Raw genomic sequence first — 15690 nt, forward strand, 5'->3', positions numbered from 1 at the left:
CTTTGAGCTGAAGTCAGTTCAGAAATTGTTGCAGCAAATCGTTGAGAAACAGCTGGCCGCGTTCGGTCGCCGCCAGGCGTGACGGTTCGACCTGCAACAGGCCGCTTTGTTCGGCTTCGCGCCGGCCTTCGGCGAGGGTCTCCAGCGACAAACCGGTGCGTTCCGGATACAGGCGCGACTCGACCCCGGCAGTCAGGCGCAGGGCGTTCATCAGGAACTCGAACGGCATCTCGTCATTGCTCAGCGATTTCTCGCCGGCCTGAAAGCTTTTCGCCGGGTTCAGATAATCCTTCGGCAGGCGGGTTTTCCATGTGCGCACGATGCGCCCGTCCGGGTGGCTCAACTTGCCATGGGCACCGGCGCCGATGCCGATGAAGTCGCCAAAACTCCAGTAATTAAGGTTATGCCGCGCCGGTCGACCGGCCTGGGCATACGCCGACACTTCGTATTGCGCGTAACCGTGCTCGGCCAGCAGCGCCTGACCGGCTTCCTGAATGTCCCACAGCGTGTCGTCTTCCGGCAGCACTGGCGGCTGATTCCAGAACACCGTGTTCGGCTCCAGCGTCAGCTGATACCAGGAAATGTGCGTCGGCTGCAGCGCAATGGCCTGACGCAGATCGCTCAAGGCATCGTCCAGCGACTGATCGGGCAAACCGTGCATCAAGTCCAGGTTGAAGTTATCGAACCCTGCCTGTCGCGCCATGCCCGCCGCACGCACGGCTTCGTCACCGTTGTGGATGCGGCCAAGGGCCTCAAGCTTCTCCTGCTGAAAGCTCTGGATACCGATCGACAGCCGATTGATCCCCAGCTTGCGATAGGCGACAAACTTCTCTTGCTCGAAGGTGCCTGGATTGGCCTCAAGGGTGATTTCGATGTCGGCGGCGAACGGGATGCGTTGTTCGACGCCCTTCAACAAGCGCCCGAGGGCTTCGGCGCTGAACAGGCTCGGCGTCCCGCCACCGAAGAAAATCGAAGTCAGCTCACGGCCATACACCGCATGCAGATCCTGATCGAGATCGGCCAGCAGCGCGTCGACGTATTCCTGCTCCGGCAGCACCGGGCTGGCGGTGTGCGAGTTGAAATCGCAATACGGGCATTTGCGTACACACCACGGAATGTGGATGTACAGCGCCAGGGGCGGCAGGGTTGGCAGCGGCGCCCGAGGCGAGGACGCGGCGCCGCCGATAATCAGCGACGACGCGGAAGAATCAGTGGTCATTTCAAGCCCAGACGCTGGCGCAGCAGATCCATTGCACGGGCGCGGTGGCTGATCTGGTTCTTGTCGGCCGGGCTCAGTTCGGCGCTGGAGCAGTCGCGCTCCGGCACCCAGAACAGTGGGTCATAACCGAAGCCGTGCTCGCCGCTGGCAGCGGTGAGGATGCGCCCGTGCCACAGGCCTTCGCAGAGAATCGGCAGCGGATCATCGGCGTGGCGCACCAGTGCCAATACGCAGACGAACTGCGCGCCGCGCTCGGCTTGCGGTACGTCCTTCAGCGCATCGAGCAGTTTGGCGTTGTTCGCCGCATCGCCCTGGCCGTCGGCGTAACGCGCCGAGTAGATACCCGGCGCACCGCCAAGGAAATCCACCGCCAGCCCGGAATCATCGGCCAGTGCCGGCAGCCCGGAAATACGCGCGGCGTTGCGCGCCTTGAGAATCGCGTTCTCGACGAACGACAGGCCGGTTTCTTCCGGCTCGACCTTGCTCCATTCGCCAATCGAGCGCAGTTGCACCGAGTCACCGAGCATGGCCTGAAGTTCTTTGAGTTTGCCGGCGTTATGGCTGGCCAGTACGAGCTGCTTGATGTTCATCATTCGCCGGGAAAGAGTTCTTGGTTGAAGTTGATGGTGTTGATCTTGTCGCCGTTCTGCACCTTGATTTCAAAGGTGCGGGTTTCCTGCTGCGGCACCGGGTACTGGGCGATGTAGTAGATCGCGCCCTGTTCGGTGACCTGGCGAAAGTTCAGCGGCACGCTGTTGCTGGTCAGGTCCTTGATCGTGCCGGTGACGCTGGCGATCACCGGTTTGCCGTCCTTGACCACCGAGACGTTGATCACGCCTTGGTTCTTGCTGCGGATCAGCTCGGCAGCCTTGGCGATGTCCGGTTGCAGGAACGTCGAGTTGAAGGTGTTGTAGTGCACCGTGATGTCGCCGAAGGTTTCCTTGCGCTCACCTTTGATGACGTCCGCCGCCATGGTGCTGGCGCTCAGGCAGGCGGTGAATAACAGCAACGCTAGACGGCTCATGTTCGTGCTCCTTCAAATGCCCTGGCTCAGACCGCGACTCGGGCGTCCGCCAACTGCGGACTGCTGACGCGGTAGATACCGATTTCACCTAACAGATTAGGCCATAGCTTACTGGCCCACCCGTGGCGGTGCTGTTGATCCACGGCAAGCCGATCAATGACCTTGGCGTCACGTTCGCGGCACAACTCTTCGAAGTCCTCGAAGGTGCAGAAGTGAATGTTCGGCGTGTTGTACCAGGTGTAAGGCAGGAATTCCGAGACCGGCATGCGGCCCTTGCTCGCCAGATACCAGCGGCAGCGCCAGTGGCCGAAGTTGGGGAAGGTAATGATGCACTGGCGACCGACCCGGAGCATTTCGTCGAGGATCTTGTCCGGGTAATGCACCGCTTGCAGGGCCTGGGTCATGACGACGATGTCGAAACTGTTGCTGGCAAAATTGCCCAGGCCTTTGTCCAGATCCTGCTCGATGACGTTGATGCCCTTGGCCACGCACTCGGCGATGTTGTCGGCGTCGTTTTCCAGGCCATAACCGGTGACGTTCTTGTTGTCGCGCAGCCAGGTCAGCAGCTCGCCGTCACCGCAACCCAAGTCGAGGACGCGGCTGCCGGCGGGGATCCATTCCTGGATGATTTCCAGATCAGCTCTCATGGCTTTCTCACAACGAAATGCGGTTCATGTAATTGCCGAACGCCTGCAAGTAACGCGGGATCGGAATCAGGAAGGCGTCGTGGCCCTGCGGTGCGTCAATTTCCAGATAACTGACGTCCTTGCGCGCGGCCATCAGCGCATCCACCAGTTCCCGCGAGCGCGCCGGGGAGAAGCGCCAGTCGGTGGTGAACGACATCACGCAGAACTTGGCCGTGGCGTTTTCGAAGGTTTTCGCCAGATCATCGTCGAAGTTCGCCGCCGGATCGAAGTAGTCCAGCGCTTTGGTCATCAACAGATAAGTGTTGGCATCGAAGCGCCCGGAGAACTCTTCGCCCTGATAACGCAGGTAGCTTTCGACCTGGAACTCGACACTGTGGAAGTCGTAGTTGAGCTTTTCGCTCTTCAGGCCACGGCCGAATTTCTCACCCATGGAATCATCGGACAGATAGGTGATGTGCCCGACCATGCGCGCCAGCATCAGCCCGCGCTTGGGGATCACGCCTGCTTCCTGGAACGAGCCGCCGTGGAATTCCGGATCGGTGAGGATCGCCTGGCGCGCGACTTCGTTGAAGGCGATGTTCTGCGCCGACAGTTTTGGTGCCGAGGCGATGGCCAGGCAGTGCCGCACGCGATCGGGGTAGGTGATGGTCCATTGCAACGCCTGCATGCCGCCGAGGCTGCCGCCGATCACCGCCGCCCACTGGCCGATGCCGAGCAGGTCAGCAAGGCGCGCCTGGCTGTGCACCCAGTCTTCCACGGTGAGTACCGGGAAGTCAGCGCCGAACGGCTTGCCGGTCTCCGGGTTGATACTGCTCGGGCCGGTGGAGCCGTTGCAGCCGCCGAGGTTGTTCAGGCTGACCACGTAGAACTTGTTGGTGTCGATCGGCTTGCCGGGGCCGATGCAGCTGTCCCACCAACCGGGCTTGCGGTCGTCGACGCTGTGATAACCAGCGGCGTGATGATGACCGGACAGCGCGTGGCAGATCAGCACGGCGTTGCTCGCCTGGGCGTTCAGCGTGCCGTAGGTTTCATAAATCAGGTCATAAGCGGCCAGCGAACGGCCACAGGCCAGCGTCAGCGGTTCGCTGAAATGCGCGGTTTGCGGCGTTACCAGACCAACAGAATCGGCGGGAAAGGCAGTTGGCATCGACCCTGCTCTCGTTGAAATGAGGCGTAAGTCTAAAGACCGGGGGGGTTAGCGGCAAGCAGCCCTCACCCTAACCCTCTCCCGGAGGGAGAGGGGACTGACCGCGGCGATCTTCAGAGTGATGCTGACCTGAGATATCGAGTCGAACACAGGCCTTGAAAACAACCCGATCGGCTCCCTCTCCCTCGGGAGAGGGCTGGGGTGAGGGGCGCAGACGACGCCATATCAAGCCGAGCGCCAATCCCTCTCACCTCACATCAGCAAGCGCAGGATTTCCGGCATCATCGTCATCGCCGCCAGATTGTTGATCACCAGCATGTCGATCAATTTCAGCGCAAGGAAAGCGAAGATCGGCGACAGATCCAGGCCGCCGAGGTTCGGCAGGAAGCGGCGGAACGGTGCCAGCGCCGGTTCGCAGATCTGGTTGACCAGCTCAGCGCCCGGATTGTGGCTGCCCGGTGCGACCCACGACAGAATCACGCTGATGATCAGAGCGAAGAAGAAGATCTTCAGGAACAGCGCAGTGACGCCGATCAGCGACCAGATCAACAGTTGCAGCGGGTTTCCGGTGGTGCCGTAGGTCAGCAGCAGGGTCAGCGCCATCAGCAGCAGTTGCACCAGAATCGCCAGCACCAGCGACGACATGTCGAGGCCGAACAGGCTCGGGATGATCCGGCGCAAAGGCTTGAGCAGCGGCTGGGTGGCCTTGACCACGAACTGGCACAGCGGGTTATAGAAGTTCGCCCGCACCAGTTGCAGGACGAAGCGCAGCAGCACGATCAGCAGGTACAGGCTGCCGAGGGTTTGCAGCACGTAAACCGCTGCGGTGTTCAATCCGATCATGTAAGGCTCCTTTATTTGCCCAGTTGTTCGGCCATTTCGGCCGAGCGGTGCGCGGCGGCGCCGAGTGCGGTTTCAACCAGCGCTTCGAAGCCGCCAGCCTGGAATGATTTGATCGCAGCTTCCGTGGTGCCATTCGGCGAGGTCACGCGGCGGCGCAGTTCGGCTGCATCGACATCGCTGGACACCGCCATGTGCGCGGCGCCCAGAGCAGTCTGCACGGTCAGTTGCTCAGCGATCTCTTTTGGCAGGCCAAGTTTGACGCCGGCGGCGGTCATCGCTTCGATCAGCAGGAAGAAGTACGCCGGGCCGGAGCCGGACACTGCGGTGACTGCGTCCAGTTGCTGTTCTTCTTCCAGCCACAGGGCGATGCCGACGGCGGACAGCAGCTCTTCGGCTTGCTGACGCTGCTCGGCGGTTACTTCGCTGGTCGCGTACAAACCGCTGACACCCTGACGCAGCAGCGCCGGGGTGTTCGGCATGCAGCGCACGATTGGCTGTTCGCCGAGCCACGCGGTCATGCTCGCGCAGGTAATGCCGGCGGCGATCGACACCACCAGTTGATTCGGTTTCAGGCTTGGGCGAATCGCCTCGCACACGGCTTTCATCGCCTGTGGCTTGACCGCCAGCACGATGACATCGACGCCGTCGATGGCCTGGGCGTTGTCAGCGAAGGTTTCGATGCCGTGTTCGGCGCTGACCTTGGCACGGGTGTCTTCGCCCGGATCGCTGGCGCGGATCTGCGCCGCTTCCAGACCTTTGGCGCGCAAGCCGCCAATCAGACTGGCCGCCATGTTGCCCGCACCGATAAACGCAATACGTGTGTTGCTCATGTGTGGTCCTTATCTGGAAACGTTCAAGACTGGGAATAATCTCTGGCGCCAAACAGCGCGGTACCGATCCGCACCCAGGTGGCGCCTTGGGCAATGGCCGACTCGAGGTCGTGGCTCATGCCCATGGACAATGTGTCGAGCGGCAGAGCGAGGCTCGCCTGCAATGTCTGCACGGCGGCGAAGGCAGCGTCCTGTTCAGCGCGCTCTTCGGTCGGCTCGGGAATCGCCATCAGTCCGCGCAATTTCAGCCGGGGCAGGGCGCTGATGGCCTCGGCCAGCGCCGGCAGATCGGCCGGGGTGCAACCGGATTTGCTCGCCTCGCCGCTGACATTGACCTGAATGCAGATGTTCAGGGGCGGCAGTTCGGCCGGGCGCTGCTCGGACAGGCGTTGGGCAATTTTCAGACGATCCACGGAGTGCACCCAGTCGAAATGCTCGGCAATCGCGCGAGTCTTGTTCGATTGAATGGGGCCGATGAAGTGCCAGATCAAGGGCAGGTCGGCCAGCTCCAGCTGTTTGCCCAAAGCTTCCTGCAAGTAGTTCTCGCCGAAGTCGCGCAGGCCGGCGGCATAGGCTTCACGCAGGGCCTGGGCGGGTTTGGTCTTGCTCACGGCGAGCAAATGGATGCTGTTTTCGTCGCGGTGCGCAGCTTTCGCCGCTGCCTGGATGCGCGAACTAACCTGAAGGATGTTGTCTGCTATCGTGGACATCAAGAGGCGCCGGCGGTCTGTAGGTTCGCGGCATTCTACTGGAATTGAGGGACGCTATGGATATCACTGAACTGCTGGCCTTCAGCGCCAAACAGGGCGCTTCCGACCTGCACCTGTCGGCCGGCCTGCCGCCGATGATCCGTGTCGATGGCGACGTGCGACGGATCAATCTGCCGGCGCTGGATCACAAGCAAGTGCACGATCTGATCTACGACATCATGAACGACACCCAGCGCATCGAATTCGAGAAAAATCTGGAAACGGATTTTTCCTTCGATGTACCCGGCGTGGCGCGCTTTCGGGTCAACGCATTCAACCAGAACCGTGGCGCCGGCGCCGTGTTCCGCACTATTCCGTCGAAAGTGCTGAGCATGGAAGACCTCGCCATGGGCGATGTTTTCCGCAAGATCACCGACGCGCCGCGCGGGCTGGTGCTGGTCACCGGGCCGACCGGCTCCGGCAAATCGACCACGCTGGCGGCGATGATCGATTACCTCAACACCCATCGCCATCACCACATCCTCACCATTGAGGACCCCATCGAGTTCGTCCATGAATCGCGCAAATGCCTGATCAATCAGCGCGAAGTCCATCGCGATACGCGCAGCTTCGCCACCGCACTGCGTTCGGCCTTGCGTGAAGACCCGGACGTGATTCTGGTCGGCGAAATGCGTGATCTGGAAACCATTCGCCTGGCGCTGACCGCCGCCGAGACCGGGCATCTGGTGTTCGGCACCCTGCACACGACCTCGGCGGCGAAGACCATCGATCGCGTGGTTGACGTGTTTCCCGGCGACGAGAAGTCGATGGTGCGTTCGATGCTGTCGGAGTCGTTGCTGGCGGTGGTGTCGCAGACATTGATCAAGAAGATCGGCGGCGGGCGGGTGGCGGCGCACGAAATCATGCTCGGGACGTCGGCGATCCGTAACCTGATCCGCGAGGACAAGGTGGCGCAGATGTATTCGGCGATTCAGACCGGTGGGTCGTTGGGGATGCAGACACTCGATATGTGCCTGAAGGATCTGGTGACCAAGGGCCTGATCAGCCGCGAGCATGCGCGGGAGAAGGCGCGTACGCCTGATAATTTCTGAGGGTCGCTGGTGCGGCTGCCGGCCCCTTCGCGAGCAGGCTCGCTCCCACATCAAACCGCATTCCTTCAGCTGGAATGCATTCTTCTGTGGGAGCGAGCCTGCTCGCGAAAAGGCCGGTACTGCTGAAGCTGATTCAGGAGATCAAACAGCTCAGCGCTGGACTACGCGCAGCTGCTGTTGTTCTTTCGGCAATACGCGCTTGGCCACGACGTAATGCTTTTCCCAGTACGGCTTGTTCAGCGTGTCGATGCTCACCGCTTTGCCACGGCGCGGGGCGTGGATGAAGCGGTCGTTGCCCAGGTAGATGGCAACGTGGTTGACCCGACGGCTCTTGATGTTGAAGAAAATCAGATCGCCCGGCTTCAGATCCTTGCGCTCGACTTTCTCGCCGTGACCGCTGGCCATGGCGTTGGAGGTGCGTGGCAGGTCGAAAGTAGCGTCGTTGAACGCGTATTTCACCAGACCGCTGCAATCGAAGCCTTTACTTGGGCTGCTGCCGCCCCAACGATAAGGTGTACCGAGGACGTTTACCGCACGGCTCAGCACATTGCTGCTTTCCTTGCTCGCCATCGGTGGCACCAGCTTGCTGCGGCTCTTGCTGCTCAGCGTGGTGGTCTTGCTCTTGCTGCTTTTGCTCGAGGGAGCCGAAGCATGGGATTTAGGGGTGAAGCCGTTGACGTTGGGAAGACGTTGCTCACGATTGGTGGCGTGGGCGGCCAGTGGCATTAATAGGCAAATAGTCAGCCATGTCTTGAAAAATGGTCGCATTAGGCGTGGCTCATAAGTGATAGCGCGCAACTTTATAACAGCTTTTTTTGCCGTTCCGAGGCCGTTCATCGATTCATTCGGCTGGCTACGGAACCAAAAACGCTCAAAAAGTACGCAATTGTCCGACAGAAGTCAGGTTCTATAAGGGTTTCGCGCTAGCAACGGTAACATTTGCCATACGTCGGCCACCTGTAAAAAAGTCACAAAGAAATGAAGAATATTTATCTATCGAGTGCAATGAGGTCTTAATGAACAGCTATCAGCTACCCCGCGTGAAAGAAAAAGACACTCACAGCAAAGTCATCGGCTACCTGCTGTGGATTTTCGGATTCACTGGCGCGCACCGCTTTTATTACGGCAAACCGGTGACCGGGACGATCTGGTTCTTCACCTTCGGTTTGCTGGGGATTGGCTGGCTGATCGACCTGTTTCTGATCCCGGCGATGGATCGCGAAGCGGATTTGCGCTTTGCTGCCGGGCCGATCGAGTACAACGTCGCGTGGATTCTGCTGACCTTCCTCGGTGTGTTCGGCGTGCACCGGATGTATCAGGGCAAATGGATCAGCGGCCTGCTGTATCTGCTGACCGGCGGGTTGTTCTTTATTGGCGTGCTGTATGACTTCTGGACGCTGAACGATCAGGTGTCGGTGCGCAACGCGCAGAATCGGGGCGCCTTTCAGTAAGCTTTCGCGAGCAGGCTCGCTCCCACAGGAATCATCGCAATACCTGTGGGAGCGAGCCTGCTCGCGAAGGGGTCAACTGGCTATCAAGCCTGGTGCGTAATCCGCCCATCCACCAGCGTATAGCGCACCACGCCCGGCAGACTATGCCCGATGAACGGGCAGTTCTCGCCCTTCGACAGCCATTGTTCACCGGCCACCGTGGATGACTTCGGATCGAACAGCACGATATCCGCCGCACCGCCCACCGCCAGTTTGCCCGCCGGCAGGCGCAGCGCTTCGGCCGGGCCTGCGCTCAACCGAGCCAATAGCGTCGGCAAGTCGAGCAAACCATCCTCAACCAGCGTCATCGCCAGCGGCAGCAGCAACTCAACACTGCTGATGCCCGGCTCGGTGGCGCCGAACGGGGCCAGTTTGGCGTCGCGCTCGTGGGGCTGGTGATGGCTGGAAATGGCCGAGACCACCCCGGACTTCACTGCCTCACGCAGGCCATCGCGATCGGCGCGGGTGCGCAGCGGCGGTTGCACATGATAGAGGCTGTTGAAGTCGATCAGCGCTTCGTCAGTCAGGATCAGCTGATACAGCGCTACATCGGCGGTGACTTTCAGGCCACGGGCCTGCGCTTGGGCAATCAGGGCAACACCGCGCGCACTGGTCAACTGGCTGAAATGCGCACGTACGCCGGTTTGCTCGACCAGCAGCAGATCGCGAGCGAGCGCCACGGTTTCCGCCGTCTCCGGGATGCCCGGCAGGCCAAGGAAACTGGCGACCGCGCCTTCGTGGGCCAGACCGCCCTCGGCCAGATCGTGATCCTGCGAGTTGAAGATCACCGTCAGGTCGAAAGTCGCCGCATATTCCAGCGCCCGGCACAGGGTGCGAGTGTTGCGGAAGCTTTCCAGATCGTTGCCGAACGCCACGCACCCGGCGTCGCGCAGGGCGACCAGTTCGGCCAATTGCTCACCGTCCAGTCCTTTGCTCAGGGCGCCGATCGGGAACACCTTGGTGTTGCCGGCCTCGCGGGCGCGGTCGAGGATCAGTTCGGCGACGGCCGAGGTGTCGAGCACCGGTCTGGTCTTCGGTGGGCAGCACAGGCTGGTCACGCCACCGGCAGCGGCGGCGCGGGTTTCGCTGACGATCGAGCCTTTGCGGCTGTAACCCGGCTCGCGCAGGGCGACATTGAGATCGACCAGGCCAGGTGCGGCGACCAGACCTTGGGCATCGATGGTTTCTACTGCGCTGAAACCGGCCGGTGCGGCGCCGAGGGCGACGATCTTGCAGGCTTCAACGTGGATGTCGGTGATTTGATCCAGGCCGCTGCTGGGATCGATAACGCGTGCGCCGAGAATGCTGAGCTTCACTGGGCGTTCTCCTGCTCGAATTGACGTTGCGCAGTCTGCCCGCTCATGGCCATGGACAGCACAGCCATACGAATCGCGATGCCGTAGGTCACTTGATTGAGGATCACCGAGTGCGGGCCGTCGGCCACCGCCGACTCGATCTCCACGCCACGATTGATCGGCCCCGGGTGCATGACGATGCAATCGGGTTTGGCCCCGGCCAGACGCGCGGTGGTCAGGCCGAACAGGCGATAGAACTCGCCTTCGCTGGGCAGCAGGCCGCCGGTCATGCGCTCACGTTGCAGGCGCAGCATGATCACCACGTCGACGTCTTTCAGGCCTTCAGCCATGTCGGTGTAGACCTTGACGCCGTATTGCTCGATGCCGATCGGCAGCAGGGTTTTCGGCGCGATCACGCGGATGTCCGGGCAGCCGAGGGTTTTCAGCGCGAGCATGTTCGAGCGCGCCACCCGCGAATGCAGGATGTCGCCGACGATGGCGACCGAAAGGTTTTCGAAACCGCCCTTGTGCCGACGGATGGTGAGCATGTCGAGCATGCCCTGGGTCGGGTGCGCATGCCGGCCGTCGCCGCCGTTGATGATCGCCACTTGCGGGCAGACATGCTCGGCGATGAAGTGCGCCGCACCGGAGTCGCCGTGGCGCACGACAAACATGTCGGCGGCCATGGCCTCAAGGTTGCGCAGGGTATCGAGCAGCGTTTCGCCCTTGCTCGCCGACGATGTCGACACGTTCAGGGTGATCACGTCCGCCGACAGCCGCTGGGCCGCCAGTTCAAACGTGGTGCGGGTGCGCGTGGAGTTTTCGAAGAACACGTTGCACACGGTCTTGCCGCGCAGCAACGGGACCTTCTTCACCGCCCGGGCACCGACTTCAAGGAACGAGTCGGCAGTGTCGAGGATTTCCGTCAGCAACTCGCGGCGCAAACCGTCGAGCGAGAGGAAGTGGCGCAGCTGGCCCTGATCATTGAGCTGCAGCGGGCGCTTGGTATCTAGAGGCGTCATCGCGAGGGGGACTCTCAATAGGGCGGATTAAAGGGTGACGTCTTGCAGTTCGAGCGTCAGCGGCTCGGGGCCGGACAACTTGACCCGCTGGTTGCCGGCCAGGGTCAGGGTGGCGCCGACCACGTTCGGGCGGATCGGCAGCTCGCCGGCGTCCAGGTCCAGCAGGCAAACCAGGGTGACGCTGGCCGGGCGGCCGTAATCGAACAATTCATTCATCGCGGCGCGGATAGTCCGACCGCTCATCAGCACGTCGTCGATCAGCACCAGATGCTGGCCTTCGATCTCGAAGGGCAGGGCGGACGGGCGCACTTGCGGGTGCAGGCCATTCTGGCTGAAGTCATCGCGATAGAAGGACACATCCAGCGTGCCCAGTGGCGCATCGCTGTTCAGTTCCTTGAGCAGCGCCTGCGCGACCCAGATGCCGCCGGTGCGGATGCCGATGTAACGCGGTTCGCTGATGTCACGCTGGGCAAGGTGCGCCTTGAGGCGGGTCGCCATCTGGCTGATCAGATCGGCGGGATTGGGCAGGCTCATGGTTGCTCCTTCGTGATTCCGCGCTGCGTCCTGCCGGACGAAGCTCGGTTTATAACCAAAAGAAAAGCGCCGAAGCGCTTGTCAGGATTCAAACAATGCAGTGTTTTCATCGAGCCAGCCCTGCAGCAGCAGGGCAGCGGCGATGGCGTCCACCGGGTTGTCGCGGTAACTGCCTTTCTGCCCGCCACGCACCAGTCGCTCGCCCTTGGCTTCGAAAGTGGTCAGGCGTTCGTCGTGGGTATAGAAGGGCAGGTTGTAGCGGCCGTTGAGGCGGCGGGCGAATTTCTCGGCGCGCACGCACATGTCGCTCGGCGTGCCGTCCATGTTCAGCGGCAGGCCGACCACCACGGCGTCGGGTTTCCATTCTTTTATCAGCGCTTCGACCTGATCCCAGTTCGGCACGCCGTTCTGCGCTTTCAAAGTGCACAGCTCGCGGGCCTGGCCGGTGATGACCTGGCCGACCGCGACGCCGATCTGTTTGGTGCCGTAGTCGAAGCCGAGAATCAGGCGCAGGGCCATCAGGCGTGACCTGCCTGGCTGGTGAGCAGATTGAGGTCGATGCCCAGATGCCGCGCTGCCGCTTCCAGGCGCAATTCGCTGCGAGTGTTGAACAGGATGTCGGCGTTGAACGGGCAGGTCAGCCAGGCGTTGTCGGCCAGTTCGGCTTCCAGTTGCCCGGCTTCCCAGCCGGCGTAACCCAAGGTAATCAGGCTCTGCGCGGGGCCGACGCCGTCAGCGATGGCGAACAGCACGTCCTGCGAAGTCGACAGGGCCAGGTCGCCATCCAGTTGCGCCGTGGCCTGGAACGTTTGGCCCGCCGGGTGCAGGACAAAACCGCGATCGGTCTGCACCGGCCCGCCGATGAAGATCGGCACATCCTGGCAGCGTGCCGGCGGCTCGATGTCCGGGCGCAACTGTTCGAGGATGTCGGCCAGGTTCAAGTCTTGCGGCCTGTTGACCACCAGCCCCATCGCGCCATTGGCCGTGTGCTCGACGATGTAGGTCAAGGTGTGGGCAAAGTTCGGGTCGGCCATGTGTGGCATGGCGATCAGGAAGTGATGCTTGAGGTAGCTGGGGCTGACGTTTTTCATGAGCGCTAGTGTGGCGTCGAAGGGGCAAACTGACAAGCTGAGGCTTTAAAAGATCGCAGCCTTCGGCAGCTCCTGCAGGGTGTACGCAGGCCCACTGTAGGAGCTGCCGAAGGCTGCGATCTTTTGATTTTGCTCTTAATTGCTTGAGAGCTTGTCGCCCCGGGCAAATTTCCAGGTGCGGATGATTTCCAGGCGGTCGATGTCCGACAGATCGCCGGTAAACGGTGCAAACGGCGCGGCCAGGCGGACAATGCGCTGCGCCGCCTGATCGAGCAGCGGCTGGCCGGAGGATTCCAGCACCAGCACCTCATACAGCGAACCGTCGCGGTTGATCGAGACCATCAGGCGCAAATTGCCGTAGATCTGCTTGCGCCGTGCTTCTTCGGGGTAGTTGAGGTTGCCGATGCGCTCGACCTTCTTGCGCCAGTCGTCCTTGTACCAGGCGCCCTTGTCGCGCATGGTCGAGGCCGCGCTCAAGCGGTGGATGCGCGGGCGTTTGGCGTACAGCTGTTGTTCCTTGGCCAGCTCTGCTTCGAGGCTGGCGATGTCGCTGGACAACTGCGAGCTGTCGAACACCGGCGCGTCGACGGTCGGTTTGACTTCGGTTTTGCTTTCTTCTTTCTTGGTCGGCGCCTTTTTCGGTTTCGGCGCGACGGTGGTCACCGCTGCCTTCGGTGCCGCTTCCTGCACCACTGGCTTGGCGGCGGGCGGCGGGGTGACCTTTTTGACCTGATTGTCCTGGAAAGGCGCGACTTCAGTGGTCTTGGGCAGGGCCTTCTTATCGAGCGTGCCGCTGCCTTCCTGGTTTTCCTGGGCGAGAAAATCTGCCTTTTCCGGCTTCTTCTCGGCCTTGAAGGTGGCCAGGGTGATTTCCAGGGTTTTGCTGATCTGCTGCGGCTCGACCATGGTGAAGCCGACGCCTAGCAGCAGCGCCAGGTGAATCAGCGCTGCCAGAAACAGTGTAAAACCGAGGCGATCGGCCGGGCGCACGCCACGATGGGCGAGTTCAGCGGGCAGATCGGACGGAAGGGTCATGACAAGAAAACCAACATCGCGTTTTTCAGAGGCTGCGCATGATAACGCAATGTTGGTTTCGCGCCTTGGGCTTCACGCTTCAAGCGACAGGCTGCATGTGACGTACATCAAGCTTGTGGCTTTTTGCCGGCCGCTTGCAGCTTTTTATCGATCGCATCCATCAGCATGCCGCCGATATCAGTGCCGAACGCATTGTCGATTTCGCGGATGCAGGTCGGGCTGGTGACGTTGATTTCGGTCAGGTGCTCGCCGATTACGTCGAGGCCGACAAACAGCAGGCCTTTCTCGCGCAAGGTCGGGCCGACCTGGGCGGCGATCCAGCGATCCTTCTCGGTCAGCGGACGCGCTTCGCCACGGCCACCGGCGGCGAGGTTGCCACGGGTTTCGCCCAGAGCCGGAATCCGCGCCAGGCAGTAATCCACCGGCTCGCCATCGATCATCAAAATGCGCTTGTCGCCATCGACGATCGCCGGCAGGTAGCCCTGAATCATGATCTGCTGCTTGCCATGCAGGGTCAGGGTTTCGAGGATCACCGAGAGGTTCGGGTGCCCGGCGGTGTGGCGGAAGATCGACGAACCGCCCATGCCGTCCAGCGGCTTGAGGATCACGTCACCGTGATGGTCGGCGAACTCACGCAATACGTCCGGGCGGCGGCTGACGATGGTCGGCGGCGTGCACTGCGGAAACAGCGTGGCGAACAGCTTTTCATTGCAGTCGCGCAGGCTCTGCGGCTTGTTCACCACCAGCACGCCGGCGGCTTCGGCCTGTTCCAGCAGATAAGTGGAATAGACGAATTCCATGTCGAACGGCGGATCCTTGCGCATCAGGATCACGTCCAGGTCGCTTAGCAGCTTGTCCTGTTCGGCGTCCAGCTCGAACCATTTGTCCGGGTTGGCGAAGACTTTCAGCGGGCTCATCCGCGCCCGCGCCTGGCCTTCGGCCTGATACAGGTCTTTCTGTTCCATGTAGAACAGTTCCCAGCCACGCTTCTGCGCGGCCAGCAGCATGGCCAGCGAGCTATCCTTTTTATAGGAGATGCTGGCGATAGGGTCCATGACAATCCCGACGCGAACGCTCATTGGGTTTTCCTCGAAATTTGGCTACCGGATCGGTATTGAAAAAGTGCCGCCAGAGTGGCGCCGGGCGGGTTTCGGGTCAAGGAAAAACCCGTCGATAGATTGCATCTGGAGACTGTGCTAAAAAGGCTGGCAGATCGCGCCGCCCCATGGGTTTCAAGGGTTTCAGGCCATTATTCACAGCAAAACGGACAATTTGATTCGCAAAGGCGACGGTAGAACCCTCTTATGGAACAGCAGTCCAGCGCCTTGAAGGTCATGGTGATCGACGACTCGAAAACGATTCGCCGCACCGCCGAAACATTGTTGAAGAATGTCGGTTGCGAAGTGATCACCGCCATCGACGGTTTCGACGCGCTGGCGAAGATTGCCGACCACCATCCCGGGATCATCTTTGTCGACATCATGATGCCGCGTCTGGACGGTTATCAGACCTGCGCCCTGATCAAGAACAACAGCGCCTTCAAGGCGACGCCGGTGATCATGCTGTCGTCCAGGGATAGTCTGTTCGACAAGGCCAAGGGGCGGATTGTCGGCTCTGATCAATTTCTGACCAAGCCGTTCAGCAAAGAAGAACTGCTCAACGCGATCCAGGCCCATGTTCCGGGCTTCGCCGCCGTTTTGCCGCAGTAAGAC

19 protein-coding genes are annotated in these 15690 nt (G+C 61.2%); 3 read left to right on the forward strand and 16 right to left on the reverse strand.

The window, feature by feature from the left end:
• Window positions 1–13 precede the first annotated feature (13 nt).
• The 8 genes from hemW to J2Y39_RS17295 form a co-directional block, all read right to left on the reverse strand.
• Window positions 14–1219, reverse strand: a complete 1206-nt coding sequence (hemW, locus tag J2Y39_RS17260; protein WP_125925439.1) for a radical SAM family heme chaperone HemW — start codon at window positions 1217–1219, stop codon at window positions 14–16.
• Window positions 1216–1812 (reverse strand): RdgB/HAM1 family non-canonical purine NTP pyrophosphatase, encoded by a 597-nt coding sequence (rdgB, locus tag J2Y39_RS17265; protein WP_024014661.1) that lies wholly within the window; start codon window positions 1810–1812, stop codon window positions 1216–1218. The genes hemW and rdgB overlap by 4 nt, the downstream gene beginning before the upstream one ends.
• Window positions 1809–2243 carry a DUF4426 domain-containing protein gene (locus J2Y39_RS17270; protein WP_110644428.1) on the reverse strand — a complete coding sequence of 145 codons (435 nt, stop codon included), beginning with the start codon at window positions 2241–2243 and terminating at the stop codon, window positions 1809–1811. The genes rdgB and J2Y39_RS17270 overlap by 4 nt, the downstream gene beginning before the upstream one ends.
• A 26-nt stretch (window positions 2244–2269) precedes the next feature.
• Entirely contained in the window at window positions 2270–2890 is a 621-nt protein-coding gene (gene metW / locus J2Y39_RS17275) for a methionine biosynthesis protein MetW (RefSeq protein WP_056786380.1), read from the reverse strand.
• A 7-nt stretch (window positions 2891–2897) separates the two neighbouring features.
• The gene (locus J2Y39_RS17280) at window positions 2898–4037 is read right to left on the reverse strand and encodes a homoserine O-acetyltransferase (protein ID WP_041476816.1); all 1140 of its coding nucleotides are present in this window, start codon (window positions 4035–4037) and stop codon (window positions 2898–2900) included.
• A 252-nt stretch (window positions 4038–4289) separates the two neighbouring features.
• Window positions 4290–4880 (reverse strand): YggT family protein, encoded by a 591-nt coding sequence (locus J2Y39_RS17285; protein ID WP_039757546.1) that lies wholly within the window; start codon window positions 4878–4880, stop codon window positions 4290–4292.
• 11 nt (window positions 4881–4891) lie between these two features.
• Window positions 4892–5710, reverse strand: a complete 819-nt coding sequence (gene proC, locus J2Y39_RS17290; RefSeq protein WP_041476815.1) for a pyrroline-5-carboxylate reductase — start codon at window positions 5708–5710, stop codon at window positions 4892–4894.
• 23 nt (window positions 5711–5733) lie between these two features.
• Entirely contained in the window at window positions 5734–6420 is a 687-nt protein-coding gene (locus J2Y39_RS17295; protein WP_071172225.1) for a YggS family pyridoxal phosphate-dependent enzyme, read from the reverse strand.
• Between the two features lie 56 nt (window positions 6421–6476).
• Here J2Y39_RS17295 and J2Y39_RS17300 point away from each other — a divergent pair, with 56 nt between their 5' ends.
• Complete coding sequence (locus J2Y39_RS17300; protein WP_016772732.1) at window positions 6477–7511, forward strand: type IV pilus twitching motility protein PilT; 1035 nt, start codon at window positions 6477–6479, stop codon at window positions 7509–7511.
• 150 nt (window positions 7512–7661) lie between these two features.
• Here the strand turns inward: J2Y39_RS17300 and J2Y39_RS17305 are convergent, their stop codons facing one another.
• Complete coding sequence (locus J2Y39_RS17305; RefSeq protein ID WP_024014657.1) at window positions 7662–8279, reverse strand: C40 family peptidase; 618 nt, start codon at window positions 8277–8279, stop codon at window positions 7662–7664.
• A 248-nt stretch (window positions 8280–8527) separates the two neighbouring features.
• On the opposite strand from J2Y39_RS17305, the gene J2Y39_RS17310 reads away from it, so the two are divergent.
• The gene (locus J2Y39_RS17310; protein WP_016772734.1) at window positions 8528–8962 is read left to right on the forward strand and encodes a TM2 domain-containing protein; all 435 of its coding nucleotides are present in this window, start codon (window positions 8528–8530) and stop codon (window positions 8960–8962) included.
• Between the two features lie 83 nt (window positions 8963–9045).
• On the opposite strand, the gene J2Y39_RS17315 is transcribed toward J2Y39_RS17310, so the two are convergent.
• The 7 genes from J2Y39_RS17315 to gshB form a co-directional block, all read right to left on the reverse strand.
• Entirely contained in the window at window positions 9046–10317 is a 1272-nt protein-coding gene (locus tag J2Y39_RS17315) for a dihydroorotase (protein ID WP_310218903.1), read from the reverse strand.
• The gene (locus tag J2Y39_RS17320) at window positions 10314–11318 is read right to left on the reverse strand and encodes an aspartate carbamoyltransferase catalytic subunit (RefSeq protein ID WP_016772736.1); all 1005 of its coding nucleotides are present in this window, start codon (window positions 11316–11318) and stop codon (window positions 10314–10316) included. The genes J2Y39_RS17315 and J2Y39_RS17320 overlap by 4 nt, the downstream gene beginning before the upstream one ends.
• A gap of 27 nt (window positions 11319–11345) precedes the next feature.
• A complete protein-coding gene (gene pyrR, locus J2Y39_RS17325) occupies window positions 11346–11852 on the reverse strand; it encodes a bifunctional pyr operon transcriptional regulator/uracil phosphoribosyltransferase PyrR (RefSeq protein ID WP_016772737.1) in 507 nt (168 codons plus the stop codon).
• A gap of 81 nt (window positions 11853–11933) precedes the next feature.
• A complete protein-coding gene (gene ruvX / locus J2Y39_RS17330) occupies window positions 11934–12371 on the reverse strand; it encodes a Holliday junction resolvase RuvX (protein WP_041476809.1) in 438 nt (145 codons plus the stop codon).
• A complete protein-coding gene (locus tag J2Y39_RS17335) occupies window positions 12371–12943 on the reverse strand; it encodes a YqgE/AlgH family protein (RefSeq protein ID WP_016772739.1) in 573 nt (190 codons plus the stop codon). The genes ruvX and J2Y39_RS17335 overlap by 1 nt, the downstream gene beginning before the upstream one ends.
• 135 nt (window positions 12944–13078) lie before the next feature.
• Window positions 13079–13978, reverse strand: coding sequence for an energy transducer TonB (locus J2Y39_RS17340; RefSeq protein WP_039757551.1), 900 nt, complete (start codon window positions 13976–13978; stop codon window positions 13079–13081).
• Between the two features lie 107 nt (window positions 13979–14085).
• The gene (gene gshB / locus J2Y39_RS17345) at window positions 14086–15057 is read right to left on the reverse strand and encodes a glutathione synthase (RefSeq protein ID WP_056786399.1); all 972 of its coding nucleotides are present in this window, start codon (window positions 15055–15057) and stop codon (window positions 14086–14088) included.
• Between the two features lie 225 nt (window positions 15058–15282).
• Between gshB and pilG the strand changes: the two genes are divergently transcribed.
• Entirely contained in the window at window positions 15283–15687 is a 405-nt protein-coding gene (pilG, locus tag J2Y39_RS17350; protein WP_310218905.1) for a twitching motility response regulator PilG, read from the forward strand.
• Window positions 15688–15690: the final 3 nt, after the last annotated feature.

Origin of the sequence: Pseudomonas sp. 2957 (assembly GCF_031456345.1) — a bacterium.
GTDB lineage: Bacteria > Pseudomonadota > Gammaproteobacteria > Pseudomonadales > Pseudomonadaceae > Aquipseudomonas > Aquipseudomonas siliginis.